The 26,453-nt window shown below is 65.9% G+C and carries 23 protein-coding genes; 5 read left to right on the plus strand and 18 right to left on the minus strand.

Translation table 11 applies throughout. From position 1 onward, the window contains the following. Nucleotides 1–37: 37 nt before the first annotated feature. From ACLCGK_RS26140 to mnxG, 7 genes are all read right to left on the minus strand, one after another. Complete coding sequence (locus ACLCGK_RS26140) at nucleotides 38–571, minus strand: response regulator (RefSeq protein ID WP_031325917.1); 534 nt, start codon at nucleotides 569–571, stop codon at nucleotides 38–40. A 249-nt stretch (nucleotides 572–820) separates the two neighbouring features. Continuing rightward, nucleotides 821–1,462: a SurA N-terminal domain-containing protein gene (locus tag ACLCGK_RS26145; protein WP_013972866.1), complete on the minus strand. Its 642-nt coding sequence runs from the start codon at nucleotides 1,460–1,462 to the stop codon at nucleotides 821–823. A 12-nt stretch (nucleotides 1,463–1,474) separates the two neighbouring features. Continuing rightward, entirely contained in the window at nucleotides 1,475–2,995 is a 1,521-nt protein-coding gene (locus ACLCGK_RS26150) for an ABC transporter substrate-binding protein (RefSeq protein ID WP_410953280.1), read from the minus strand. A gap of 152 nt (nucleotides 2,996–3,147) precedes the next feature. Further along, nucleotides 3,148–3,813, minus strand: a complete 666-nt coding sequence (locus ACLCGK_RS26155) for an SCO family protein (protein WP_085720395.1) — start codon at nucleotides 3,811–3,813, stop codon at nucleotides 3,148–3,150. Then, nucleotides 3,810–4,466 carry an SCO family protein gene (locus tag ACLCGK_RS26160; RefSeq protein ID WP_015270598.1) on the minus strand — a complete coding sequence of 219 codons (657 nt, stop codon included), beginning with the start codon at nucleotides 4,464–4,466 and terminating at the stop codon, nucleotides 3,810–3,812. Before ACLCGK_RS26160 ends, ACLCGK_RS26155 begins: the two co-directional genes overlap by 4 nt. Further along, nucleotides 4,463–6,439: a cytochrome D1 domain-containing protein gene (locus tag ACLCGK_RS26165; RefSeq protein WP_410953281.1), complete on the minus strand. Its 1,977-nt coding sequence runs from the start codon at nucleotides 6,437–6,439 to the stop codon at nucleotides 4,463–4,465. The genes ACLCGK_RS26160 and ACLCGK_RS26165 overlap by 4 nt, the downstream gene beginning before the upstream one ends. 20 nt (nucleotides 6,440–6,459) lie before the next feature. Continuing rightward, the gene (gene mnxG / locus ACLCGK_RS26170) at nucleotides 6,460–12,309 is read right to left on the minus strand and encodes a manganese-oxidizing multicopper oxidase MnxG (protein ID WP_410953282.1); all 5,850 of its coding nucleotides are present in this window, start codon (nucleotides 12,307–12,309) and stop codon (nucleotides 6,460–6,462) included. Nucleotides 12,310–12,936: 627 nt separating this feature from the next. Here mnxG and ACLCGK_RS26175 point away from each other — a divergent pair. Further along, nucleotides 12,937–13,209 (plus strand): DUF3077 domain-containing protein, encoded by a 273-nt coding sequence (locus ACLCGK_RS26175; RefSeq protein ID WP_025339381.1) that lies wholly within the window; start codon nucleotides 12,937–12,939, stop codon nucleotides 13,207–13,209. Nucleotides 13,210–13,441: 232 nt separating this feature from the next. On the opposite strand, the gene madM is transcribed toward ACLCGK_RS26175, so the two are convergent. The 9 genes from madM to mdcA all read right to left on the minus strand — a co-directional run bounded on the left by madM (nucleotide 13,442) and on the right by mdcA (nucleotide 20,892). Next, nucleotides 13,442–14,206, minus strand: a complete 765-nt coding sequence (gene madM / locus ACLCGK_RS26180; protein WP_024087229.1) for a malonate transporter subunit MadM — start codon at nucleotides 14,204–14,206, stop codon at nucleotides 13,442–13,444. Nucleotides 14,207–14,208: 2 nt separating this feature from the next. Beyond that, complete coding sequence (gene madL / locus ACLCGK_RS26185) at nucleotides 14,209–14,631, minus strand: malonate transporter subunit MadL (RefSeq protein WP_003258591.1); 423 nt, start codon at nucleotides 14,629–14,631, stop codon at nucleotides 14,209–14,211. A gap of 192 nt (nucleotides 14,632–14,823) precedes the next feature. Then, the gene (gene mdcH, locus ACLCGK_RS26190; protein WP_410953283.1) at nucleotides 14,824–15,744 is read right to left on the minus strand and encodes a malonate decarboxylase subunit epsilon; all 921 of its coding nucleotides are present in this window, start codon (nucleotides 15,742–15,744) and stop codon (nucleotides 14,824–14,826) included. Then, nucleotides 15,741–16,355 carry a malonate decarboxylase holo-ACP synthase gene (locus ACLCGK_RS26195; protein WP_410953284.1) on the minus strand — a complete coding sequence of 205 codons (615 nt, stop codon included), beginning with the start codon at nucleotides 16,353–16,355 and terminating at the stop codon, nucleotides 15,741–15,743. Before ACLCGK_RS26195 ends, mdcH begins: the two co-directional genes overlap by 4 nt. Before the next feature lies 1 nt (nucleotide 16,356). Next, on the minus strand, nucleotides 16,357–17,148 hold the full coding sequence (gene mdcE, locus ACLCGK_RS26200) for a biotin-independent malonate decarboxylase subunit gamma (protein WP_015270605.1): 792 nt from the start codon (nucleotides 17,146–17,148) through the stop codon (nucleotides 16,357–16,359). After that, nucleotides 17,145–17,993, minus strand: a complete 849-nt coding sequence (locus tag ACLCGK_RS26205; protein WP_253152734.1) for a biotin-independent malonate decarboxylase subunit beta — start codon at nucleotides 17,991–17,993, stop codon at nucleotides 17,145–17,147. Before ACLCGK_RS26205 ends, mdcE begins: the two co-directional genes overlap by 4 nt. Next, nucleotides 17,986–18,285, minus strand: a complete 300-nt coding sequence (locus tag ACLCGK_RS26210; protein ID WP_024087234.1) for a malonate decarboxylase subunit delta — start codon at nucleotides 18,283–18,285, stop codon at nucleotides 17,986–17,988. The genes ACLCGK_RS26205 and ACLCGK_RS26210 overlap by 8 nt, the downstream gene beginning before the upstream one ends. A gap of 1 nt (nucleotide 18,286) precedes the next feature. Then, nucleotides 18,287–19,231, minus strand: coding sequence for a triphosphoribosyl-dephospho-CoA synthase (locus ACLCGK_RS26215; RefSeq protein WP_043935669.1), 945 nt, complete (start codon nucleotides 19,229–19,231; stop codon nucleotides 18,287–18,289). Continuing rightward, a complete protein-coding gene (gene mdcA / locus ACLCGK_RS26220) occupies nucleotides 19,231–20,892 on the minus strand; it encodes a malonate decarboxylase subunit alpha (RefSeq protein ID WP_015270609.1) in 1,662 nt (553 codons plus the stop codon). Before mdcA ends, ACLCGK_RS26215 begins: the two co-directional genes overlap by 1 nt. Nucleotides 20,893–21,286: 394 nt before the next feature. On the opposite strand from mdcA, the gene ACLCGK_RS26225 reads away from it, so the two are divergent. Beyond that, a complete protein-coding gene (locus tag ACLCGK_RS26225) occupies nucleotides 21,287–22,357 on the plus strand; it encodes an enoyl-CoA hydratase/isomerase family protein (RefSeq protein WP_410953285.1) in 1,071 nt (356 codons plus the stop codon). 16 nt (nucleotides 22,358–22,373) lie between these two features. Beyond that, nucleotides 22,374–23,525 (plus strand): acyl-CoA dehydrogenase family protein, encoded by a 1,152-nt coding sequence (locus ACLCGK_RS26230; protein ID WP_003258582.1) that lies wholly within the window; start codon nucleotides 22,374–22,376, stop codon nucleotides 23,523–23,525. 280 nt (nucleotides 23,526–23,805) lie between these two features. Here the strand turns inward: ACLCGK_RS26230 and ACLCGK_RS26235 are convergent, their stop codons facing one another. Continuing rightward, nucleotides 23,806–24,738 (minus strand): LysR family transcriptional regulator, encoded by a 933-nt coding sequence (locus tag ACLCGK_RS26235; protein ID WP_013972881.1) that lies wholly within the window; start codon nucleotides 24,736–24,738, stop codon nucleotides 23,806–23,808. 123 nt (nucleotides 24,739–24,861) lie between these two features. Between ACLCGK_RS26235 and ACLCGK_RS26240 the strand changes: the two genes are divergently transcribed. Beyond that, on the plus strand, nucleotides 24,862–25,125 hold the full coding sequence (locus ACLCGK_RS26240) for a DUF2790 domain-containing protein (protein ID WP_015270611.1): 264 nt from the start codon (nucleotides 24,862–24,864) through the stop codon (nucleotides 25,123–25,125). Between the two features lies 1 nt (nucleotide 25,126). On the opposite strand, the gene ACLCGK_RS26245 is transcribed toward ACLCGK_RS26240, so the two are convergent. After that, complete coding sequence (locus tag ACLCGK_RS26245) at nucleotides 25,127–25,819, minus strand: tRNA (adenine(22)-N(1))-methyltransferase (RefSeq protein WP_410953286.1); 693 nt, start codon at nucleotides 25,817–25,819, stop codon at nucleotides 25,127–25,129. Nucleotides 25,820–25,955: 136 nt separating this feature from the next. Here ACLCGK_RS26245 and ACLCGK_RS26250 point away from each other — a divergent pair, with 136 nt between their 5' ends. Continuing rightward, nucleotides 25,956–26,336, plus strand: a complete 381-nt coding sequence (locus tag ACLCGK_RS26250) for a RidA family protein (RefSeq protein WP_015270613.1) — start codon at nucleotides 25,956–25,958, stop codon at nucleotides 26,334–26,336. Nucleotides 26,337–26,453 lie beyond the last annotated feature (117 nt).

Consider the following 26,453-nt stretch of genomic DNA (forward strand, 5'->3'; position numbering starts at 1 on the left):
GCGTCGCAGGCTGGCTCGGCCAGGGGTGCGGGCGCCGCTATTCCCCTGTGAGCAGTTGATCGTCGTCGGGCCCCGGGGGCTTGGCGCCGTTGCGGCGGCGGTCGGCCAATACCCAGCTTCCATCGTACAACTGCAGGGGGAACGATTCGTTCCTGTTCTGGCGTCGTTCGACAAACCCTTCAGCCGGGTTGTCCGTGGCCCTGCGCCGGCGCTCGATGCCCATCAGGTCGAAGACTGCACGGGCCAGTTCCACCAACGGGAACGGCTTGAACAGGACATGGCTCACACCCAGTTCGGCGGCCCGCTCACGCACCTCGACGGTGGGGTGGGCGGTAATCAGCACGAAGTGGCACTGCCTGTTCCTGCGTACGGTCTCCAGAACCTGAAAACCCTCCATGTCGGGCAAGCGGTAATCCAGCACGATCACTTGCGGTGCCAGGCTTGCAGCCTGCTCGATACCACTGGCACCGTCGTGGGCAACATGAACTTCCAGGCCTTGCGCCTGCAGGTACGCTTGCAGGTTCTGCGCAAGAGTCTGTTCGTCATCGACTACCAATACTCTGTTCACCAAGGTCGACTCCCAAGAACTGCCCGGTAACCCGGTCTGCGAAGTGCGCCCCTGTACAGGCTTGAGCAGGCTTCGTGCCAGGCGTGAAAAATCATGCTGCACCACTGTAAGTCATTGATTCGCCAGGGGGTACCGATCAACATCCGTAACGCAGCGGGCAGGCGCACCGGCCTGGTTCCCCACATGCGGGGAAACTGATGGCACACTGCCAGATCGTTATTCCCCATGATTGGGGAAACGCCATCAGTCACCTCAGTCGGCAATCTCCACGATAGCGGACGCACGCAAACGTTGGCGCACGGACTGGCGCGCCTGCGCCTCCCGCTGCCCGATGAGCGTGGCCCTGGCTTGAACCAGTCCCTGTTCGCGTATGACCGAAGGTTCGTCATTTTGTTTCTGCACTCCTTGCAGGGTTTCCAGGCTGGCATCGTAGAATGCCTCCACTTCGGCCTGGCTGGGCGCGGCGACAGCGCTGAGCTGGGCATACACCTGCTGCGCGGCCAGCTCGCGCCGGGTGTACTCATTGTACTGTGCCCTATCGAAGCCCGCTTCCGCCAGCCGCCGTTCAAAGATTGCCGGGCTGCCAAGCGCGGCCTCGACCTCGCCCACATGCGCCGACACCTGCTCGTCGCTGATGGCTATGCCGCGGCGCTGGGCCTCCTGCCACAACAGCTCCTTGTCGATCAGTTCATTCAGTGCCTGGTCGCGCAGGCGCTGGTACAGGTTCGGGTTGCGGATGCTGGCCACCGCGCGGCCCTGGGCGTCCAGGTATTCGCTGAAATAGCGCTCCAGGCGCATCGTCTCGATCTCCACACCGTTGACCCGAGCCGCCGGCATATCGGCCCAGCTTGCCTTGGCCAGCACCTGCAACAGGCACAACAACAGAACGCGCATGGCAACCTCCGCTCAAGGGCTGTCCGGCAGTGGCCGGTATGGGGTGACCGCGGTGAAGCGCGGCCCGGGCAGGGCCACCGCCACCACATGGGCACCGGCCATGCCCTGGCGGCGACCGGGGCCGAAGCCCAGGGCCGGGGTCAGGCCGGTGGACACATCATGCAGGCCTTCCAGCGCGGCAATCAGCTGCTCGCGGCTGGTGTCGCGGCCTGTCTGCTTCAACGCTTCACTCAGCAGGCGCAGCGCGCACAGGGTGTTGACCTGCAACGACGCCTGGCGAGGGTCGAGGCCCTGGCGCTGCTGCAGGCCGGCCAGAATCGCCTGGCCCTGTTCGGTCCAGTCCCCAGGCACGTAGGGATAAGCCAGGAACACCCGTTGCGACCAAAACTCGGGCAAGCGCGCCACGGCGCCGGTCACCTGGCTGGAGGCGGCAAACAAGTATGGCTGGCGGCCGGCTGACTGCAGCGCCGAAGCCAGTTCGGCAAAGGCCTGGGCACGGCCGAGGAAGACAATGCCCTGCCCGTCCACGGCCTGGCCAGCAAAGGCCTGGGCCGCAGGTGGTGACCAGCCCTGCTGCTGAAGGCGTTCGCGCACCTGTTCGGCCAACGCCGCTTGTTCATTGCCGGCATACACCACACGCAGGTCGTTGGCAGCCAGCCCCAGTGCCGCGCGGGCGTGGCCGGCCAGGCTCAGCAATTGCGCGGGCAAGCCGGGCAACGGGTCAAAAATCTGTGGGCTGCCGCCGCTGCGTGGGGTACTGCCGATCAGCGGTACATTGTGGGGCGCCAGCAAGGTTGCCAGGCGCTGGTCGAGCATGGGTGCCAATGGCGCGATCAGGGCGAACACCTGCTCCTGCTCCAGCAACTGCTTCAGCGCCCGTTCGGCGCTGGCCGGGTCGGATCCCGGGTCGAGCACCACCAGCTCCAGGCGTCGCCCGTGGATGCCACCCTGCTGGTTGAGTTGCGTCAGGCCGTCTTCCAGCACCGCACGCACCACCTGCCCGGCCTCGGTCAGCGGGCCGGATGCCGGCAGCAAGGTCCCCAGGCGCAGCACGCCCTCCTCCACGCCGGGGTCGCGCTCCTGGGTCAGGCGCTTGAGGTAGGCCGTGAGGTTGCGCTGGTCGGCCAAGGTGAGTTCGAAGCGCGGCATGGCCGGGTCCAGGCGATTGCCTGCCGGGTCGACGCCGTGCTGAATCGCCCGGGCCAGGCTGCTGTCTGTGTAGGCCGGATAGCGGCGGCCGTTGACCTCGCGTTCGCCCTGGCCTTGCGCCAGGCGCTGCCAGTCGAGGCTGGGTGGGCGTAAGCCCCCTTCGGCACGGCCGCGACCATCGTTGCCGTGGCAACTGGCGCAGGGCAGCACGCTGGCGGGGACCGTCATGTCGCTGGCGCCGACACGGGCTTGCAGCTGTGCGTCGCTGCTGGAGACGCCCTGGCGGTAGAGGTGTTTGCCGGCTTGTTCGTTGGCGCTGAGGTCCAGGGCAAAGGCCGGAGCGCAAAACATCAGGCTCAAAAGCACAACCAGGATCGTGCTCATGGCTTTTCCAGCCTGCTCAGGCCTCATCGCCGGCAAGCCAGCTCCCACAGAGATCGCAGCGTGCCTGAAGGCAGTGGCATACCTGTGGGAGCCGGCTTGCCGGCGATGAGGCCGGCAGCAACAGCACAAGGCCGCAAAGGCATTCATGATACTCACCGCCCTGCCAAAGGCAGTGCCAGCAACTGCATGCGCTGGGCAATCGCCGCAGGCGGTGCATCCGGGCGGATCTTGCTCCAGCGCTTGCCGGCCACATCGCCGGCAATCAGCTGTGTCGAATGCTGCTCGGGGCTGGGCAGGAACTGGCCGATGCGGCCGAGCACCAAATCGACATTGGCCTTGTCACCGGTCAGGAACAACCAATTGGGCCCATCCACGCCCTGCTTCCCGGCAAACGCCTTGAGCACTTCGGGGGTGTCATTGAGCGGGTCGCTGCTGATCGACACGAAGGTCACCTGGCTGGCCAGCTGCGGCCCCATGGTCTCGCGCACTTCGCGCAACTTGCGGGTAATCAGCGGGCAGGCGTCGGTGCAATGGGTGAAGATCACGTTGAGCATCACCACCTTGTCCTTGAGCACATCGCTGTAGAAGCGCAGCTCGCGGCCATTCTGGTCCTTGAGCACAGTGTCGGTGAACCAGGCCTGGGCATCGCGGGTACCGCCGCCACTGGTCATCGCCTGCGGTGCCGGCTGCGGTTCTGGCGCCTGCGGGGCATGGCCTTCATGGGCGAACGCCACCGAGGCGAGGATCCACAGGCAACCACCCAGCATCAGCCAGTCAAAACCGCGCATGCCTGCGCGGCGGGAGCTTACCAGGCTCATGGTTGCACCTCGTGATGGTCGGCAATCGCCGTGCTCTTGGCATGCACCCGGCGGGCGCCTAGGCGGTTGATTTCGTCGATCAGCACTGCCGGGTCGGTGAAGCCGTAGTAGCGCGTCCAGTGGCCGGTGCGCCCGTCCCCCACCAGGATCAGTGGCGGGTGCTGGCTGAGGTCGGCGCTGAAGCTGCCCAGGCCCTTGAGGGTTTCGCTGATGGCATATGGCGTGCCGGTCAGCCAGCTCCAGCCCGGCCCCTTCTGGAAGGCCTTGGCGTAGTCCTGCAGGCGCTTGGCGTCGTCACGTTGCGGGTCGACGCTGATCGATACCAGGTGAATGTCTTGCCCCACCCGGCCACCCAGTTGCTGCTGGACCTTGCCCATGATCGACGACACCACCGGGCACACCGTGGTGCAGCTGGTGTAGATAAAGCCCATGACCACCAGGTGGTCGCCTACCAGGTCTTTTTCCAGGCGTACCGGCATGCCGTCCTGGTTCAGCAGCGAGACATCGGCAAAGCGCACGCTGGCCTTTTCCTGGCGCGCCGCCGGCGGCTGTTCGGCGTGGCCGTTGTGGTCGTGGCCGCCATGGGCCAGGGCCAGGTTGCCGGCAAAAGCCAGGCTCAGGGCCAACAGTGTGCAAGCATGCTTGGCGTTCATCGCAGGTTCCTCACGTCATTTTCGGAAACGGTGGACGTTGCGGCCGGCAGCACGCGCAGGCTGGTGTAGTTTTCTTCGGCGAACTTGCGCCCCAGCGACGGCGACTGCACGTGCAGGTACCAGGCACCAGCTTCGGGCAGGCTCAGCGCCGCCTGATAGATGCCCTCGCCCACCTCCTCCAGCTGCAGGTTGCGTGGCATCGACGAAGGCGCCAGGAAGTAGCGCAGGCTCAGGTCGCTCAGGCCCAGGCGCGGCAGGCCGTCGTCGCCGACGATGCGCACCCGTGCGGTCACAGCGCTGTGCTGCGACAACGGCCGGTCCAGGCCGATGAACTCGGCATGCGCGCCCTTGCGCTTGCCGGCATTCGGCGCTGCGACCACATCGGTGCTGAAGCAGTGGATGATCTGCGGCTGGTTGAGCAAAAAGGCCACGTCGAACTTGCCGGCGGCGGGCATCTTCACCGTCGAGCCATACACGCCCGGCGCCAGTTCGCGCAGGCTGCGGTCGACGACGATGGCGGCACGGGCCTGGTGGCCACGGTTGTTGTAGCCGGACATCGGTGCGTTCATGCCTTCGGCGTAGAAGTAGGTGGTGTTGTCCACCGGGTTGACCACGAACACCGAATTGTCATCGCGCGACACCGACAGCCCCTGAGCCAGCGGCAGGTCGCCAGCCTGGCGTGGCGCCGCCGGGCCGGCCTCGAAGCCCTGGATGATCGGCGAACGCCCTTCGCCCAGGCTGGCCAGGTTGATCATGCTCACCTTCGGTGAAGCCAGGCCGCGCACGTAGGCATAGCCCTTGGTGAAAGTCAGCTGATACGGTTCGGCCGCCACCGGGATCCGGTGGATCAGCTTGTCGGTACTGGCGTCGATCACCAGCGCCTGGTTCTCCAGGGTGTTGAGCACGATGCCATAGCGGCCATCGCTGCTGAAACGCATCGGCCCCAGGCCCTGCTCGGCCTGGACCGTGTGGCGCAGCTGGTGGTTGCGGGCATCGAACACGCGCACGCTGCCCTCCTCGCCATCGACCACGTACACCGCCTGGGACAACGCCGAATAGCTGACCGACAGCGGGTGCGGGCCAACCTTGATGGTCTTGGCCAGGCGCATTTCCGGGATGTCGATCACGCTCAGGGTGCCGCTGTCGCGGTTGCTGACATAGGCGTAGCGGGAGTCACCACTGAAGGCGATTTCGTGGTGGCCGCCGCCGGTGTTGAAGGTTTTCAGGGTGTTGCGCCCCGGTACGTCTATCACCGTTACCCCGCCCTTGGCCGGGTCGCTGCTGTTGTTGCCTACCCAAAGCCGGTGCTGGTCCGGTTGCAGGGCCACGCGCAGCGGCTGGTCGCCAGCGTCCAGGTCGGCCACGCGGGTGAAGGTCTCGGTGTCGATCACCGAGACCTTGCCGCGCTCGGGAATGGACACGAACACCTGCCTGTCGTCAGCGGTGGCTACCCAGTCCATGGGCCGCCCAGGCAGGTCGATGCGGGCCATGGTGCTGGTCACGCCGCCCACCGATACGGTCGGGTCGATCACCGTCAGGCTGGCGTCCTTGTTCATCATCAACAGGAAGTAACTGTTCAGGTCGAGCAAAGGCCGCGCGCCAATGCTGCTTTTGAGGAACAGCGCGACACGGGCCTTGCAGCTCTGGTCGCGGTCGCCCTCCGGGGCCGACTGCGTCGGGTCGAGCCACGCCCCCGGGGCCATGCCCGACAGCGGTTGGCCACTGGCCTGGTCGCTGACCTTGAAACGGATGTTGGCGAAGCTGCCCTCCTGCAGCTGATCCCCCGCCAGCGGCCGGGCCTCGAACTCCACGGTCACACCGTCGCGGCTGAGCCGGTGCGGGGCCTGCGGGTCGGCAGAGCCCTGCAAATACTCGCGCGGATCGCACCACAGGCTTTCATAGGCCACGCCCAGGCCGATCAGCGCTGCCCCCAGTGCTACCCCCATGCATGCAAGGCGGGTCTTCTTGTTCATTTTCGCGCCCCCATTTACCGTCACTGCGCCGGTGCCGTTGCCGGCGGCGCTTCATTGGTCACCCGCAAGATCCCCCACAGCCCCGAGAGGTTGCCGTAGGCGGCGTAGTCGCGGAACAGGTAGTCACCCGCCACCGCGTTGGCGCCGCCGGCACTGGGCAGCATGAAGCTGAAGTGCGCGGCCGGCAGCACGCTTTCCTGGGCACCGATGTACATGGCCATCGGGTTGTAGCCGAAGCGCACCGAGCCGATGCCAGGCAGGCTCAGCGGGTAGCCGTCCACGTCGTTCTTCTCGGCCTGGTAGTTGTGCAGCGGCCACAAGTGGCCATCCAGCTGGTAGACCATGCCGCGGCTGCCACCACTGGGCATGACGATATGGTTGCGCACCGGCTGGCCGGGCTTGGCGTACAGCACCGGGGTTTGCGGGTCGCCACCGACCAGGGCGTTGGCGTAGGCCATGTGGGCATTGGGCACATCGCCAAAGCCCAGGCCACCGGCGCGGCCGAAGGGTGAGTCGGGGGCCATGCCGAAGCGCAGCCACAGGGGTTCGGTCTTGTAGTTGACCGCCATGTTGCCGTTGTCCTGCGGGTCGCCGGCGGCGCCGTTGCCTTCGGTATTGATGCCCTCCACCGGGCGGCCGTCGGCCCAGCGCATGTTCAGCGCACGCTGCCAGACCGTGACGAAGTCGCGGTAGTCGGGCTGGCCGGTGACCTTGACCGTGGCCTGGGCCCGTGTTGCGCTGTCCTCGGTCCAGGTGGCGGTCTGTGGCAGGATGCTCATGGCACCCACCAGGCCTTTCTGCGGCTGCTTGATGAAGTCCGACGGGGTCAGGTTGAGGCCGCCGAACTCGATGGCCGTGGTGTTGATGTTGTCCACCGTGCGGCCCAGCTGCGACACCGGCTTGCCTTCACGCTCCAGGTGGCCGGCATAGTACTGGTAGGTACGGGTCGGCCAGGCGCCACTGGTGCCGGCACGCGGGGCTACGGTCTGCACCGGGTTGAGGCCGACGTTGGCGCCATCGGACTTGGTGATGTCGTAGGCCAGCAGCTGGGCATGCAGGCCCACGTGGCTGGACGGCCGCATCAGGTTGTTGGCAAAGGCGGTGGCACCCTCGCTGTCGAAGCGGTCACGCTTGACCACGTTGTGCATCACCGCAGTGCTGGGCAGGTCCGGCATCACCAGCGGCAGGCGGTTTTCCAGGGTGATGCTGATGCACTCGCCGGCATTGGCGCGCAGCACCAGTGGCTCCACGGGCACGCCCGCCTTGAGCTTGCCGGTGGTGGCGTCCAGGTCGGCCTTGCGCACGTACAGGATCGCGGTCGGGTCGTGCAGCGGCGCGCTGTGGCCACCAATGGTGAAGGGTTCCCCATCTTCGGGGTCTACCCCACTGACCAGCGGGATGGCGGTCTTGCGGCTGTTGAACACCAGGGTGCCGCCATTGGCCTTGAGCGGGCCGCCGACATGCTGGCCGACACCGGCCGGGTCATTGATGCTGACGCCGTTGCGGTTCTCGAGGATGTCGTTGGCCAGTGCCGCGACGATTTCGTAGCTGCGCTTGACCGTGGGGCGGCTGCCGATGCCGTTGGGGTTGGCCGTGGTTTTCGGGCAGATGCCGTCGAAGTTGACGGTGTTGCGCATGGCCACCGGCTGCGGGTTGTTGGGCAGCGGGAACAGGTCGGCACGCTGCGCGGTGTAGTTGCGCATGATGCCCCAGATGCCGTTCCAGTAGCCCTCCAGGGCCGCGTCCAGGGAATACAGGTAGTCACCGTTGGTGGCCGCCGAACTGGAGATCATCGACACCGGCGCCATGAAGCCCAGTTGCTCGGAAATACCGATCATCTGCGATGACTTCCAGCCCGAGTTGGAGCTGTTGCCGTAGCCGGTGCCGTTCTGCAGCCACTTCACGCCATGCAAGGTGACGTTGTGCTCCTCTTCATGGCCGCCGGCGTGCATGCGCAGGCGTACGTTGTCACCGGAGTAGGTGCGCAGCATCGGGGTAAACGGGTCGCCCGGTTCGCTGCCGGCCGCGTTGATGTGCGGCGGGAACAGCGTGGTGCCGCCGGTGGGGCCCACGGCCGAAGTAATCGCCGACGGAGCCAGGTTCATGGCCGGAATCGCCCGGTCGGTACGGGTTTGCAAGGCATAGCTGAGGTCGCCGGCCAGGCCGTCGGCCTGCATGCCACGCTTGCCGTCCGGGCCGACCTTGTTCGGGTCGTACACACGCAGGGCCAGGGGCTCGTTGCGGTAGTTGACGACGAACATGCCCGGGTCATCCACCGAGATTGCCTGCGGGCAGGGCCGGCTTGGGCAGCCCGGGTTGATGCCGCCGCGTTCCTCGACGATGGCCTCCAGCAGGTTCGACGCCTTGCCGCGCACCGGCGGGTTGATGGCGTAGCGGAAGCTGTCGGCGGTGGCCGGGTACGACTGGGCATTGGGGATGCCGTCCGGCCCGGCGCCGACGTACACACCGGCCTCGTAGGCGTGCTGGAAGTCGCTGTATTCCAGGAAGAACTCGCGGTAGCTGTCGTTCTTGCCGTCGCCATCGTGGTCACCGGTCTGGATCACGGCCTGCCACGAGGTCGGGCCACCGTCCTGGCGCGTGGCCGGGTTGTACAGCTTCTCGCCGGTTTCGGCGTGGTACCAGGTGGAGTTGGCCGGTTCGGCCAGTACGGTGGCATACAGCCCAAGCTGCTGGTGGGTCGATGGGCCGAGGTGGTCGTGGGTGAAGATGGTGCCCAGGCCACGATCGACGTTGTACACGTTCACCAGCGGGTCGGCGAACCAGCGCTGCATGGCCGTGCGTGCGCCCAGCCAGTCGGCCCGGCCGAAGCGGCCGAAGTATGGGTGCTGCCTGGCTTGCGGGCAGGCGGCGGTGCCGTCGCGGCTATCGCCTTGGGTGCAGCCGTTGTAGGCGCGAATGGCCTGCACCCGCTCGACCACGCTGCCGGGCGAGAGGATGCCGTCCTCGTAGTTCCAGCCGTTGGCCGAGCCGTCGGCGGCGGTCAGGTCCCACTTGGGCAGGTGGATGTGCTGGCCGATCACGTCGGTCGGGGTGCGCACCTGGTAGTCGTCCATCTCGTAGATGTTCGGGATCAGGTTGGTGTGCTGGTACATGGTGCAGTCGAAGGTGTTCATGCGCATCACCAGTGGCTCTGGCGGGCGCTGCTTGGTGATCACCGGCCAGGCGTCCTCCCACAGGGCGATGATGCGGGCCTGCGGGAAGTGGTAGCCGACCTTGTTGTACACCGCGTCGAACTGGATGTTGGCGCCCTTGTAGATGCGTGGGTGGTCGGCGGTGAAGGCCGAGGAGCCCCGGAAGTTCAGGCCCGAAAGGCTTTCGCCGCTGAAGAACTCGCCTACCCCGGAAGATTGGGTCAGGCGTTTGCCCCGGTCATCCATGCATGGCTCGTAGAACGGCGCGCCGGCAGTCGGCAAGGCGCCGTTGGTGCGGAACGCCTTGGCCACCGGCTGGCTGCCGGGGATCAGGGCAAAGCTTTGGTGTTCGGCCTGGGCATGGAACTGCATGGCCGCCTGCTCGACATCGGTGCCCTCTTCCGGCAGGTAGATGGGCTTGGCCTTGTGTACCACCTTGGTGAAATCGAGCTTGGTGGTGGTGGTTTCGGCCTCGCCGCCTGCAGATACGCCGTCCAGCGCGTGGCGCCCCAGGCCGCCATCCCAGCCATCGACCTGGTTCGGGTCAAGGTTGGCCCACAGCGCCTTGCCGCTTTCCTTGAGCTGGCGTGCCATGGCCGGGTCGAGCATGTCCAGTGGCGGGGTTGGTGGGCGGTTGCCCACGCTGCTTTCCATGCCGCCGATCCAGAACGGATAGCCAGGGTTTTTCAAGGTGCCGTCGGCGTTGCGGTTGGCGTCGCTGCGGTCGACCAGCGCCAGCGAGCCGATGGCCTTGCGAACCGGTTCCTGATTGGCTGGCTCTTCATCCTCTTCTTCCTCGGGCTCGTCGTCGTCATCATTGGCGGCAACCAGCGCTTCGGACAGCTTCGGTACCACCACCACCTTGCCTGGCATCGGCGCCATGGCCTTGCCGGGCAGCGGCACGATGGCCGGGATCGGCGTACCCGCAACGATCTCGCCATCGGGCAAGGCCCGCGCGCCAACCGCCGGCTTGCCGCTGCGCAGGGCGAACGGGGTGCTGTGGAAGCCGTTCTCGCCCTGCCCGCTCACTTCCAGGCGGGTGCCTTCCTCGAACACGTCGTGCACACGCCACATGGCCCACATGCCCTGGGCGAAGTGCGGGTAGAAGTGGCAATGGTAAATGGCATCGCCCGCCACCCGGTTGCGGTTGCCCGCACCGCCGTTGGCGATTTCGTAGGTGTAGCCGACCCCCGCGCCGATGCCCTGGGCATCGATGTAGTCGGAATTGTCGTCATTGGGGTTGAACAGCCACTGGTGGCCGTGCAGGTGGAAGATGTGCTGTTCATGGCCGTTGTGGGTGTTGCGGAACTTGGTGAAGTCACCAATGTAGCTGTGGTGCACGTTGGCCGGTTCCGCCGGGAACAGGGCCATGCTGGCCTTGACCCCGACGGCGCTGGCCGGTGGCACCTCGCCAGGGCGAATGTGCTCCAGGCCGACGTTGGCCGGCACGTCCACCAGGGTACCGACGTCACCGACAGTGTGCGCACTGAGGAAGAACTCCTCATAGGCGCACGACAGGCAGTCGTGCATCGGCCCCACGCCCAGGCGGTTGGCCACCACTTCCGCGCCCATGCCACCGGAACCGTAGTTGATCATGAACGAGTCGCGGGTAGGTTCCAGTACGTGGCCCATCACCGGGTCGGCCCAGTAGCCAGGGAACGCCTGGGTGCCGGCGACCTCGTCGGCGAACTGCGAGGCAAAGTCGCGGAACGCCTCCAGGCGGTTGGGCAACGCCGGGTTGCGCTTGCCCAGGCTTTCCAGCGGGTAGGTGGATTTGGGGAAGCTGCCATCGGGGTTGGGGCCCATGACGATGGCATCGGTTTCGCTGTTGATGATTTCGTTGCCGTCGACCATGGCAATGATCGGCTTGCCGGCCTTGCCTTCGGCGATCCAGGGTTGCATTTGCGGGTAGCGGGCTTCGTAGTCGATCACCGGCTGGCCGGTGGCGGTACGGCCGGTGGTGGCCAGGCGCATTTCTTCTTCGGTGAGGGTATTGCGGTAGGCGCGGCCGAGTTTGGGCACTACCACTACCTGGCCGAACAGGCCGTTGGCAACGTTGCCCGCAGTGCCCTCGCCGCCGAAGGTGGCGGCTTTGCTGGTAGCGGCGAACGCGCCTTCGCGTTCGGCGTACAAGGTATAGCTGCGGGTGCTGCCGGGGCTGACGAAGAAGTTGCCGTTACGCCCGGTGTAGGCCGAAATGTCGGCGATGCTGTTGACCGCCTGCATGCCGTTGACCTGGAAGCCGACCATGCGTTCGGCCACCTGTTCATCGGCGACGAAGCCTTCGGCGGCTTCATTTTCGAGCTCCGGCCCCTCCTCTTCGCCCTCAGGCTCTTCGGCCTCGATGCCGTCCTTGTTGGGGTTGGCCTTGTAGTCGAGTAGGTTGGTCAGGTTGACGGTAAGGCATTCACCGGCGGCCACCCGCAGCACGATGGGCCGCGGGCGCTTGTCCGGGCGCAGGGTGACCTTGCCCGGTACCGCCGCCCCGCCGCTGCTGAGGGGGACCATCTTGTCGTCCACCACATCCTCGCGCAGTGCGAACATCATGCCGTTGGCGTTTTGCGCGCCAAGGCGGTTGAACATCAGTGGCTGGTCCAGCGCCACAACGTTGGCGACCAGGGTGCGCTGGCACTGCACGGCGGCTTCGCTGGTCGACTCCCAGCCGAGCAAGGCCAGAACGAGTGATGACAGGATGGGGCCTTTGAGTGGCATGGACATGCTGCACCTCCGGGACACAGGATCTCTGCGTGGAGCTTGAGCAAGGTGTATGCCAGGAGCATATTGCTTTAATTTTCAGTTGGTTGCAGCGGCAAACGAAACAGATTGGGGAGGATTCCCCAGCGGTTTTCCCCGAAACGGGGGGTGGGTTGCGGGTGTTCGTCATGAGATTTTCAGTGCCTGGGAGATCGAGCGCCGCGCGGGCGGCGCTCGATCTCACAGGCGCTGAAAATGCAGTGCCGGACACATGGCAGCCCTGACCCCAACCTCTCGCCCTACACCCCACAGCCAACAAGGCCATCACCTGTAAGACATTTCTGAACATGAAACCAAATACTTCAGAAACGACCCGCTTGGGAATTATCCTACGCGCGCTGCCGAACTATCGCTGTTGTCGGGGAAACACCTCACGGATAACGTTTTCGGGTCGCTCCGGCGACCGGGTGTGAGAACCCGACGGGTAGATTTGGTATCACCGTCATGGTGGCCGTACGTGGGCAGGCTTTTGTCTGGCCGAGTCTTTACCAATTCTCCTCGGTTTCTCACCCCACGTATGGCTGCCACCTTCAATCCGTGAGAAAGATTCTGGTGGCAGTTCCCTTACTAGAGAACTGGAACCCTGAAAACATGACAGACGAACCCAAAGTCATCCTCACCATCGGCGCAGAGACCTTCCTCGAGGTCGGCAACCCGCCGATCAATCTGCTGCGGGTGCAGCCCGGCATTCCTATTGATGATGCCTACGAGCAAGTGTCGATCCTGCTGAGCTATATCAAGCACCTGCTGCGCGAAGGCGATATGGAGGACGACCACAAGTTCCTGGGCGCCGCCGATTATCTCACGGCGTTGGCCAAGGCCTTGATGAACGAAGTTGAGCTGACCAAGAATACCTTGCGCTAAAGCTCAGGGTTCTGCCTGTGCTGGCCTCATCGCCGGCAAGCCAGCTCCCACAGGTACAGCATTGCTCTCGAGGTTGTCGCTGTACCTGTGGGAGCGGCCTTGTGTCGCGAAAGGGCTGCAAAGCAGCCCCAGCAACTTCAACTGTTGCGCATCAATCCTGGGGCCGCGTTGCGGCCCGATCGCGACACAAGGCCGCTCCTACAAGGGGGCTGCGCAGTCCAGGGGATTGATGTCACCCAACCAGGGCGCGTACGCAGAAGTACAGGATCGACGGGCCCATCAGGCAGCCCAACCCGGTATGGAAGGTGGCTGTCAGGGCCCCATACGGCACCAGGCGCCGGTCGGTCGCCGCCAGCCCGGCCGTCACCCCCGACACCGTCCCCGCCAACCCGCCGAACACCATCGCCGAACGTGGGTTGTCCAGCGCCAGCAGGCGCGCTGATACCGGGGTAAACACCATCACCAGGATCGCCTTGATCAGCCCGGTGGCAATCGACAGCGCCATCACGTCCGAGCTGGCCCCCAGCGCCGCCCCGGTCACCGGCCCGACGATATAGGTCACCGCACCCGCACCAATGGTGGTCATGCTCACCGCATCTCGGTAACCGAAGGCGTAGGCCACCGCAGCGCCGACAATGAACGGCAGCACCGTGCCGAGCAGCAGCGCCACCGCGCCGATCATCCCGGCCCTGCGCGCCTCGGTGGCCTGCACCTCGAAGGCCGTGGCGACAATGGCGAAGTCGCGTAGCATGGCCCCGCCCATCAGGCCGATGCCGGAGAACAGCGCCATGTCGGCCAGGCCTTTCTGGCCACCGGTAATGGTGCCGCCGACCCAGGCCAGCACCAGGCCGATGACGATGGCGATGGCCGAGCCGTGCACGCGGCCGAAGGTCAGGTACTTCGACAGCACCACCGACAACCACATGATCGCGCCCACCACCGCGAAGGCAGTGATCAAACCGTTATGTTCCAGGGCATTGTCAATGATCGGCCACATGATCAACGCCCTCCTGCAGGGGCGGCCTGCACATTGCTTTCGGGGCCGGCCTCCACTGCCGGCAGGGGTTCGCCGCGGTGGCTGCGGCTGATCAGGGCAATGGTCGCACCGCACACCAGTACCGCACCCACTGCCGCCAGCAGCGCCACCGGCCCGCCGTGCAGGGCGGTGACCACGTTCTGCTGGGCGGCCATGGCCACCACCACGGGGATATACATGGCGCCCCAGAAGCCCACGCCAAACTCGCATTCCTTGCTCATGCCGCCGTTGCGGTGCATGTACAGGCGTGCGCAGATCAGCAGGATCATGGCGATGCCGACCCCGCCCACATTGGATTTGACGCCCAGCAGCACGCCCAGGAAGTCGCCGACGATGACGCCGGCAAGCGTGCAGACCGCCAGCAGTGCCACACCATAGATGATCATTGTTGTTGTCCTCAGGTAGTGTCGAAGTTGCTTGTTGTTGTTCTTCGTAAACACACTTTTGTGCAGCTTTCGCGGTCATTGTGGGAGCGGGCGTGCCCGCGAACACGGGCAAAGCCCGTGCCATTCACCGAGGTGCCTGCTTCGCGGGCACGCCCGCTCCCACTGGGATCACCATCCTCCGCGGTGTTGCCATCATCGTTCGTCGGCCACCTCCTGGCGCAGCAGCGCATCCAGGGTGTCCCAGCGGGTGCCTTCAACAGCAACCACCCTGCCCTGTTCGAACACCGGCCGGGCCAGCCCGCCGAGCACGTTGCCGGGCGGCAGTTCCAGGTGCAGGCGCACGCCACGCTCATAGGCGTTGCGCAACGTAGCACGCCAGTCGACCACCCGCGCCATGTTGCCGGCCAGGTCGTCGCGCAGACGCTGGGGGTCGAATATCGGCCGAGCGCTGCTGCCGCTGAGGTAGGTGATACGCGGTCGCTGCAGCTCGACCGTGGCGAAGGCACTGGCCAGTTCGGCCGCCGGGCCATCCAGCAACGGGCAATGCGACGGCACGCTGACCGCCAGGCGCCGGGCAACGCCCTGGCCCAGGCGGCGTGCCCTGCCGGCAACCGCAGCCATCGCACCATCGCTGCCGGCGATGACGATCTGGTTGTCGCTGTTGAGGTTGGCGACATACACCTCGCCGCCCGTATCGCTCAACAAGCGTTCGACACAGGCCAGGTCCAGGCCGCTGAGTGCGGTCATGCCGTAGCCTTGCGGATAGGCGCGCTGCATCAGTTCGCCACGCAGGGCAACCAGGCGCACGGCATCGGCAAAGCCCAGGGCGCCCGCGGTGACCGCCGCCGGGTAGGCGCCAATCGACAAGCCCGCCACGTAATCCGGCGCGGGGCTGCGCTGCATCAGCCAGCGCGCCCAGGCCACGCCAGCCAGCAGCAGGCACAGCTGCACGGCACGGGTCGTCTGCAGGGCCTGCTGGCTGTCCAGCGCCAGGGCCTGCTGGCCGAGGGTGTCACTGGCCTCTTCCAGCAATTGCCCGGCACCCTCAGGCAGGCGCTGCAGCATGCCCACCTGCTGGGCGCCCTGGCCGGGGAAGGCGAACAGGCTGCTCATGCGGCACGCTCCATCGCTGCCCATGGGTCGCTGACCAGGCGTGGGCCATGGGCCGACTTGAGCAGCACGCGGCGGGCGAAGCCGGCCCACTCACGCAGGGCGACGGCACCCGCCGGGGTTTCCAGCTGCAGGTCGATACGACAAGGCGCGCAATCGAGGATATCCAGCAGCTCACGCGCCTGCGCCCGGGCCAGCGGTTGTGGCGTACGCAGCAGCAAGTCCAGGTCGCTGTCGGCGTGTACCACCTCCATACCGGTGGCGATCTGGTACCCCACCCCACCTGTCGGCCCCCAGGCCAGGCCGCTGGCATCCAGTACCGGGGCGACCGAGGCCAGGGCCTGCAATGCAGGCCAAGGGCTCTCAGCTTGCCAGCGCAGCGCTTCGGGGCCTTGCTGACACCGGATATCGGCCAGCCGCATCAGTACACCCGACCGCTGCGCCCTGCCCTGGCCACGCAGCCCCACCGCCACCCAGCCGTCCGCACAGGTGGCACGGCGCACCACCACCGGCTGGCCGCTCAGCAGCACATCCTGCGCCCAACGCGGCGCATCAGCAGGCAGGCCCGATAGGGGCATGCCCCAGAGCAGGTCGTGCGGCCTTGGCGCGTTCATCTCAAGCGCCCTGCCACTGACGGCGCAGCTGTTCGCGCACCTGGCGCGAGGCGTTGCGGTTTTCGCCCGCCAGCCGCGACGACAGGTCGCTCGAGCTGCCGATGTCGCGCACCGCATCAGCCAGGCAGGCACGTACCTGGGCGATGTCGGCACTGCTCGGCGTCTCGGCGTTGTCCACCGTCAGGCGGCGCCACAGCAGGCCCAGCGAGGCGTAGCTGGCCAGGTCGTAGGCCATCGGCGGCACCTCGGCGGCCAGGGCTTCCAGTTGCTCGACGCTGCGCAGGGTGATGCGCGCTGCCGCCGCCTTGCCCATGGCGTGCACCATGACCCCGGCATCATCCAGGGCGATCAGGCGCTGGGCCTGGTAACCGTGGGCCAGGAAGGCACCGGACATGGCCTTGCCGACCAGCAGGCCTATCACCGGGTGCCCGGCCAGCCGTGCCTGGGCATAGGCCTGCACCGCAGCGGCCAACGCCTGATGAATCCCCAAAGCTTCCTCACGGCGGCCGTAAGCCTGGCTGGGCACGTCGATCACCGCGACGATGGCCCGCTTCTGGCCCTGGCGGTCCGCCTCGACCGCTTCGCTCACGGCCTTGGCCAGGCCCCAGCCTTCCAGCAGGCCGACTTCGCCCGAGCGCGCCCGGGGGAACGGGTTGTCGGTGTCCGGCACCACGGCGATGAAACGCGCCAGGCGGTTGTCCAGTTCGCCATCGATTACCCGCAACGACGCGGGGTAGCCGGGCAAGGCTTGCCCGCCGGCGAGGCCCGGCAGCCAGTTCAAGGCACGGTTCATTTGGCTTCTCCTTGGTACAGGTCACGCACGGCAGCGGCATCCAGTTGCGTGCAGTCATCGCCCAGCCGGGCCAGGCGATCGAGGAACCAGGCGTGTTGACCGGCGCGATCCCTTGAAGGCTCGTCGAGCAATTGCAGCAAGCGTTCGCGCAAAACCTCGATGTCATCGGCCACACAGGCATCGACCAGGCCGCTGGCGTGGCGCTGCTCGCCGCCGGTCAAGCTCCAGATGAAGGGGCGGTCCTTGGCATCGTATTCACCGATGCCCGCTTCCTGCTCGATTACCTGCGGGCCGTTGAGGCCCACGCGGGCTTCGCGGGTGACCAGCAAGTGGCTGCAAAGGCCAGCGGCGATGGACATGCCGCCGAAACAGCCGACCGAACCTGCGACCAGGCCGACCACCGGCTGCCAGGCGCGCAGCTCGACAATCGCCGCCTGTATTTCGGCAATCGCCGCCAGGCCCAGGTTGGCTTCCTGCAGGCGTACTCCGCCGGTTTCCAGCAGCAGCACGGCGCAGGTGGGGATGCCGTTACGGTTGTCTTCGATGGCCAGCTCCAGCGCACCGGCGATCTTGGCACCACCCACCTCGCCCATGCTGCCGCCCTGGAAACTGCCTTCGATGGCAGCGACCACAGCGTTTCGCCCGTTCAGCAGGCCCTTGGCGATGACCACGCCATCATCGGCCTGCGGCACGATGCCCTGGCGCGGCAGCCACGGTGACATCAACCGGTCGAACGGGCCCAGCAGCTCACGGAAGCTGCCCGGGTCGAGCACGGCGCGGGCGCGCTGGCGGGCACCCAGTTCGACAAAGCTGCGGCTGTGCAGCAAGCGTGCGATATCAGTCATGGGCGATCTCCTCGAAGCCTTGCTCCAGGCGCAGGCGCACCACGCCTGGGGTGGCGCCGAAATCATGGATGTCGATGTTGACGGCAGGCCAGGTGCGGCCCTCGAACAGGCGCTGAAACAGCTGCGCCCAGCGGGCAGCGCTGCCGTTGACCGAAGTCACCACCTGAATTTGCAGGCTGCCGGCGGTGCCGGGTTCGATCAGCACTTCAAGGTCGCCGGAGCTGACGCAGCCCACCAGCGTGCGGCCACGCCCAGGGGCGGCGGCGGGGAATTGAAAGGTCAGGGTTTCCATGTCACAGGCTCCCGGCTTTGTCGAGGAACAGGCAGGCGGCCAGCAGATCGGCGGCGCCGCCCGGTGAGGCATTCAGCTGAAGCAGGTGCTGGTCCAGCCGGCGCAGCTGCCGCCGCCCGGCCAGCGTGGCGCTGCCGCCTTCGCTCAGCACGGTACGGGCGCCGTGCTGGACGGCAGCCAGCCCGGTCGGGCCGCTGCGCCAGAGCACGCAGGTATCGTTGAGCACGGCCATGATCGCCAGCAGCGCGTCGAGCCGGGCGTGGGGCTCGCTGGCACCTGCGGCGCGGCTGCGCTGCAGTTGTGGCAGGCCGTGACCGATAACCGCCGGGAAACCTTGTTGCGCCTGTTCGCGGGCGCCGCCAGTGCCATAGCGGCGGCGTACCTGCAGGCCATGGCTGTCCTGGGTGGTCATGGCGGGGTCGTCGAACAGTGCGATGCGCCCGGCACGGGCAGCCAGGGTGTTGGTATCGGCCTGGGTGTCGAGGGCCTTGGATGCTACCAGCAGGCCGAGGGCCCAGATTGCGCCGCGGTGGGTGTTGACCCCACCGGTCGCGGCCAGCATCGCCGCCTCGCCTTCGCGGCCGAGCTGGCCCAAGGTGGCGCGCAGGGGCTGGCCGAGGGTGCCGATGGCCTGGGCGGCTTCGGCCATGTTGCGCAAGCATGGCCACAGGGCCAGGGCCGAGGCATGCATCAGGGCCAGGGTCATGTCGTGGTGGGCGCCATTGCCACGGCGGTCGACCAGGCCGGGTTTGGGGGACAGGTCGGCTTCGTCGATCAGGGCCTCCACGGCCAGGTCGGCCAGGTGGTCGGCCAGGGGTAATTCGGTTGCCTGTGCTGGCCTCTTCGCGGGCACGCCCGCTCCCACAGGGACCGCGCAATCTTCAAATGGATCACTATTCCTGTGCTCGCGAAGAATTCCACGCGGTTGCAAGTCGAGTGCTTTCATCACCAGCTCCTGAACCGTGCAGGCGGGTTGTAGAGGCCGCCGGACCATTCGACCAGGTCGGCGATGCTGCGCGCGGCCAGCAGTTCGCGGCTGGCGTCGGTGCGGCGGATGCCGAGGTCTTCGGGCAAGGCGACCAGGCCCTGCTGGCGCAGGCGCTGCGTGTCCTTGGGGTCGTGCCGCAGGCCGATGGCGGTAACCCCGGCCACGGCGGCGATCATCTGCTGGCGCTCTTCCAGGCTGCGGGCCTTGTACAGGTAGGCAATGCCCTCCTCGGTCAGCAGGTGGGTAACGTCGTCGCCGTAGATCATCACCGGCGCCAGCGGCATGCCGGCTTTCCTGGCCACTTCCACGGCATCCAGGGTTTCCACGAAGGTGGGCTTGCCGCCTTCCTGGTAGGTCTCGACCATCTGCACCACCAGCTTGCGACCGCGTTCGAGCATTGTTTCCGGCACGGTCATGTCGAGCCAGGCCGGGGTCGCATGGCGCCGGCCACGGGGGTCGTGGCCCATGTTCGGGGCACCGCCGAAGCCGGCCAGGCGGCCGCGGGTCACGGTCGAGGAATGGCCATCGCCATCCACCTGCAGGGTGGCGCCGATGAACAGGTCGACGGCGTACTGCCCGGCCAGCTGGCACATCATGCGGTTGGAACGCAGCGAACCATCACGGCCAGTGAAGAACACATCCGGGCGCTGGGCGATGTAGTCTTCCATGCCCAGTTCGGTGCCGAAGCAGTGCACGCTTTCCACCCAGCCGGTCTCGATGGCCGGGATCAGTGTCGGGTGCGGGTTGAGTGTCCAGTTGCGGCAGATCTTGCCCTTCAGGCCCAGGGATTCGCCATAGGTGGGCAGGATCAGCTCGATGGCGGCGGTGTTGAAGCCAATGCCATGGTTCAGCGACTGCACCTGGTGCTTTTCGTAGATGCCGCGAATGGCCATCATCGCCATCAGCACATGCACCGGCTTGATGTGGCGCGGGTCGCGGGTGAACAGCGGCTCTATATAGAAAGGCTGGTCGGCAACCACCACGAAATCGACCCAGGATGCCGGGATATCGACCCGTGGCAGGTCATCCACGCGGTCCACCAGCTGGTTGACCTGGGCAATGACGATGCCGTCGCTGAACGCAGCCGGCTCCACCAAGGCCGGGGTGTCTTCGGTGCTGGGGCCGGTGAACAGGTTGCCGTCGCGATCGGCCATGAAGCCAGCCACCAGGGTGACGTTGGGGATCAGGTCGACCAGCAGCCGCGAGTACAGCTCGATATAGGTGTGGATGGCACCGACTTCGAGCAGGCCGTCTTCCAGCAGTTGGCCAATGCGCAGGCTCTGCGGGCCGGCGAAGGAGAAGTCGAGCTTGCGGGCTATACCACGCTCGAACAGGTCCAGGTGCTCGGCCCGGCTGACGCTGGGCATGATCATGTGCAAGTCGTGCAGGCGCCCAGGGTCGACCTTGGCCAGCGCGCGGGAAAGGAAGTCGGCCTGCTTCTGGTTGTTGCCTTCGAGCACTACCCGGTCGCCGGGGGCCAGCAGCAGTTCCAGGGCTTCGACAATACGCTCGGTGGGCAGCACCACGCCGTCGGCGAGGTGGCGGACCCGGTCAAGGCGGCGCTGCTTTTCGGCGCGCCGCCGCGACCATTGCGGCGGTGGATTCTTGGTTGTTGTCATGGTGACTCCACGGGTTCGCTGTCGTGGGGGTCACCTTAGGGCTGGGGTGGTTGCGCATCAATCAAGCTCAGGCACTAATCGTTACGGTCAGGGTAACGATTTAGCATATGCGCTGTCGCTCATGGCCCTATCGCAGGCAAGCCAGCTCCCACAGGTACAGCGCAGGCCTTGAAAGTTGTGCGGTACCTGTGGGAGCTGGCTTGCCGGCGATAGGGCCAGCCCGGCCAACCTGAAACCTTGCTAGAGTGGCGTTATCGCCACACAAGACAAAAATGCAGAATCCCCCTGCAGATTTGTCGATTGTGCAAGGCAAATTCGCATGACAGGATCCTGCGATCCTCCAGCGAACTCCAGACTTCACTTGGAAAATCAATAACAAAGCAGGGAGAACGCAATGACTGCGCACGCTCATACCTCGGCAACCGACCATGTGCTGGCCGAGGTCCGCAACCAGATCGGCCATCTGACCCTGAACCGCCCCGCCGGCCTCAATGCCCTGACCCTGGACATGGTCCGCAGCCTGCGCCAGCACCTCGACCAGTGGGCCGAAGACCCGCACGTGCACGCCGTGGTACTGCGTGGCGAAGGCCCGAAAGGGTTCTGCGCCGGTGGCGATATCCGCTCGCTGCACGACAGTTTCAAGGCCGGCGAAACGCTGCATGAAACCTTCTTCGTCGAGGAATACGCCCTCGACCTGGCCATCCACCGCTACCGCAAGCCGGTGCTGGTGCTGATGGACGGCTTCACCCTCGGTGGCGGCATGGGCCTGGCCCAGGGCTGCGACCTGCGCGTGGTCACCGAACGCAGCCGCCTGGGCATGCCCGAAGTGGCAATCGGCTACTTCCCGGATGTGGGTGGCAGCTACTTCCTGTCGCGCATCCCTGGCGAGCTGGGCACCTACCTGGGGGTCAGCGGCAGCCAGATCCAGGCAGCCGATGCACTGTACTGCGGCCTGGCCGACTGGTACCTGGCCAGCGACCAGCTGGCAGCCCTCGACCAGGGCCTGGACCAGCTGCACTTCGGCGACCAGCCACTCAAGGACCTGCAGAACCTGCTGGCCAAGCTCGGCACCCAGGTGCTCGACGATGCGCCGCTGGAAAAACTGCGCCCGGTCATCGACCACTTCTTCGCCCTGCCCGACGTGCCCGCCATCGTCGAGCAACTGCGTGCGGTGAGCATTGGCGACAGCCACGCCTGGGCGGTAGCCACCGCCGACCAGCTGGAAAGCCGCTCGCCGCTGGCCATGGCGGTTACTCTGGAGATGCTGCGCCGGGGTCGCCACCTGAGCCTTGACGACTGCTTTGCCATGGAGCTGCACCTGGACCGCCAGTGGTTCCAGCACGGCGACATCATCGAAGGCGTGCGCGCGCTGATCATCGACAAGGACAAGCAGCCACGCTGGAACCCGCCGACCCTGGCCGCACTGCACCGCCAGCGGGTCGACCAATTCTTCGAAGGCCTGTGAGCCCGGGAGTACACAGATGCAAGACCTGGAACTGAGCGAAGAACAGATCATGATCCGCGACATGGCCCGGGACTTTGCCCGTGGCGAGATCGCCCCGCATGCCCAGGCCTGGGAAAAGGCCGGCTGGATCGACGATGGCGTGGTACGCAAGATGGGCGAACTGGGCCTGCTGGGCATGGTGGTGCCGGAAGACTTCGGCGGCAGCTACACCGACTATGTCGCCTACGCCCTGGCGGTGGAGGAGATCGCCGCCGGCTGCGGCGCCACCGGAGCGATGATGAGCATCCACAACTCGGTGGGCTGCGGCCCGCTGCTGGCCTACGGCACGGCCGAACAGCAACAGCAGTGGCTGCCACGCCTGGCCACCGGCGAGGTGATCGGCTGCTTCTGCCTGACCGAGCCACAGGCCGGTTCCGAGGCGCACAACCTGCGCACCCGCGCCGAACTGGTGGATGGCCAGTGGGTGATCAACGGTGCCAAGCAGTTCGTCAGCAACGCTCGCCGCGCCGGCCTGGCCATCGTCTTCGCGGTGACCGACCCGGAGCTGGGCAAAAAGGGCCTGTCGGCGTTCCTGGTGCCCACCGACAACCCGGGCTTCAAGGTCGATCGCAGCGAGCACAAGATGGGCATCCGCGCTTCCGACACCTGCGCTGTCACCTTCGACAACTGCCGCATCCCTGCCGCCAACATCCTCGGTGAGCGTGGCAAGGGCCTGGCCATCGCCCTGTCCAACCTCGAGGGTGGCCGTATCGGCATTGCTGCCCAGGCACTGGGCATTGCCCGCGCCGCGTTCGAGGCGGCGTTGGCCTACTCGCGTGATCGGGTGCAGTTCGGCAAGCCGATCAACGAACACCAGAGCATCGCCAACCTGCTGGCCGACATGCAGGTGCAGGTGAATGCCGCGCGCTTGCTGATCCTGCATGCCGCGCGCCTGCGCAGCGCCGGCAAGCCGTGCCTGTCGGAAGCTTCGCAGGCCAAGCTGTTCGCCTCGGAAATGGCCGAGCGGGTGTGTTCGATGGCGATCCAGGTGCATGGCGGGTATGGCTACCTGGAGGATTACCCGGTCGAGCGCTACTACCGCGATGCGCGGATCACGCAGATCTATGAAGGGTCTAGCGAGATCCAGCGGATGCTGATTGCGCGGGAGTTGAAGCACTACCCGCTGTAATCAGACGGGATACTGGGGCCGCTATGCGGCCCATCGCCGGCAAGCCAGCTCCCACAGGCACTGCACCGCCTTCGCGACCTGTGGAGTACCTTGTGGGAGCACTACCCGCTGTAATCAGACGGGATACTGGGGCCGCTGTGCGGCCCATCGCCGGCAAGCCAGCTCCCACAGGCACTGCACCGCCTTCGCGACCTGTGGAGTAACTTGTGGGAGCTGGCTTGCCGGCGATGGGCCAGTACAGGCAGTGCAAGAAGTTGCCCCAAAAAAGCAGATCAGTGCTTCAACGCCAATACCGCGAATCATCCACCACCCTGGCATGCCCCTCGAACAGTGCCGGCAACTGCTCCTTGAGGTAGTCGATCCAGGTGCGCACCTTGGCATCCAGGTAATGCCGTGACGGGTAAATCGCATAAAGCGCGCTCTCGCGCAGGCGATACGGCGCCAGCAAGCGGCACAACCGCCCCTGCTCGATCGCCTGGCTGGCGGTGTAGAACGGCAGCAGGCCAATGCCCATGCCCAGCTCGCTGGCCACCAGCATGGCGTCGGCGACGTTGGTGGAAAAACTGTCGTTCGGTGCGATCACGCACTGGTCCACCCCTTGCGGGAACACCCAGTCACCTTCGTACATCGGATAAGCCATGCGCAGGCAACGGTGCTGGTGCAGGTCTTCCGGGCGCTCTGGCACGCCGTGGGCCAACAGGTAGCTCGGCGCCGCGCAGGGGATGCTGAAAATGTTGCCCAGCGGCACAGCGATCAGCTGCGAATCCGGCAACGCACCGTCCACGGTAATCACCACGTCATGCCCTTCGGCCAGCGGGTCGGGGTTGCGCTGGGACAGGGTCAGTTCGATCACCACCTCCGGGCACAATGCGTTGTAGCCGGCCACCAGCGGCATCAGCAACAGGCCCATCCCGTGCGGGCAATGCAAGCGCAGGCGGCCGCGGGGCGTGAGGTGCGCGCCACGGGCTTCACCCACCGCCTCTTCGGTCAGCAACATGATCTGCCGCGCGCGCTCAAGAAACCGCTCGCCCGCCTCGCTCATGCGCAAACGCCGCGTGGTGCGGTGCAGCAGGCGGGTCTGCAGCTGGTTTTCCAGCTCGGCAACGATACGCGAAACCTGCGCCGCGGAAATATCCAGGGCATTGGCGGCCGCAGCGAAGCTGCCGCATTCCACCACACGGGCGAAGGTACGCATGGCATGCAGCATGTCCATGAAGGTGCTCCTTGTTCGGTCTTATTCTTGCGTTACAGGCAGGAATCTATCACGGGTTAGCCCATTTATTGTGGATGGCCAATGAATGGATCATTAGTCATACATTGAAAAAAGGAGCCTGCCATGAAACGTTCGATCGCTGTCCTTGCTGTTACCGCTGCCCTCGCCTCGTTCGGTGCCCTTGCCGACACCGGCAGCAACCAGCCGGTCAGCAGCAGCAACTACGAATACGGCATGCCGCTGGACGTGGCCAAGGTCATCTCCATCACCCCGCCCAGCAACGCCGCCGACTGCCAGGTTGGTACCGCGCACATGGTGTATGTCGACCACCAGGGCCAGAAGCGCGAAATCGACTACCGGGAAATGGGCAACTGCTCGCAGCAGTGAGTCAGGCCAGCACCTCGGTGATCCAGCCGACCTGTTGCCTGAAGTCGTCGATTTTCGCCTGAGGCACCGCACCGCGGGCCCGCTCGAAGTTGGCCAGGGTCTGCTGCTTCTGCCGCAGCATGCGCCGCCACTTGACCAGAAACGCCTCGCTTTTCTCCTGCAGCAACACCGGGCCGAAGTACAGCTGTTCAGCGGTGTACGCCGCCCCGCCCGGCTCGGCGACGATGATCTCGTAGTCGAAGCGGTTCTCCCGCAGCAGTTCTTCGCTGACGATCCGGTAACCATTGCCCATCAGCCACTGGCGCAGTTCGCGCTCGGCGCCATTGGGCTGCAGCACCAGGCGCGTGACGCCAGCCAGGCGCTGCTTGCCGGCCTCGAGGATCTCGCACATGGTGTCGCCACCCATGCCGCAGATGCTGATCACCGAGATGCGATCTTCCGGCTCGACCGCTGCCAGGCCATCGGCCAGGCGCACGCAGACCCGCCCTTCCAGGCCGTTCCTGCGCACGTTGCGCTGGGCCGAGGCGAACGGCGTCTGCGCCACCTCGCCCGCTACCGCCGCGTCCAGTATGCCGCGCAGCATCAAGGCTACTGGCAGGTAGCCATGGTCCGAGCCGATGTCGGCCAGGCGCGCGCCTTGCGGTACTTGTGCAGCCACGCGCTCCAGGCGCCTGGACAATGTCTGTTCGTTCAAACTAAACCCCTGCTTTGCAATCGGCCGCGATTCTGACGGCGAACGCCACGCATTTCAAACACCGGGGCGCCCTCGACCGGGCCGGCGCGCTCGCGTAGGCTTGCCGCTTTCCTTCCGTAGCAAGGCAAAACACACCATGGCACAAGCAGACATCATCTACACCCCGGACCCGGACGCCGAGTCGATTTCTTCCGACGTTGCCGAATACAACGGCGTGCTGGTCACCACGCAGATCCCGACCCACGCTGATGGCAGCCTGGAGCTGGGCGGCATCGTCGAGCAGAGCGAGTGCACCCTGCAGGCGCTGAAGGTGGCGCTGGAGAAGGCCGGCAGCGGCATGGACCGCGTGCTGCACCTGACCATCTACCTCACCGACATGGCCGACCGCGCGGCATTCAACGAGGTGTACCAGCGCTTCTTCAGCAAGCCCTGGCCGGTACGCGCCGCCGTGGGCGTGGCTGCACTGGCGTTCGAAGGCATGCGCGTGGAAGTGACCGCAATGGCTGCCAAGCGCTGATTCACCTTCAAGGGCCCTATCGCCGGCAAGCCAGCTCCCACCTCGACCGCGCTGCCCTCAAGCCTGTGCAGTACCTGTGGGAGCTGGCTTGCCGGCGATAGGGCCGGTGCAGGCAGT

This window comes from Pseudomonas sp. S1(2024) (assembly GCF_046557535.1).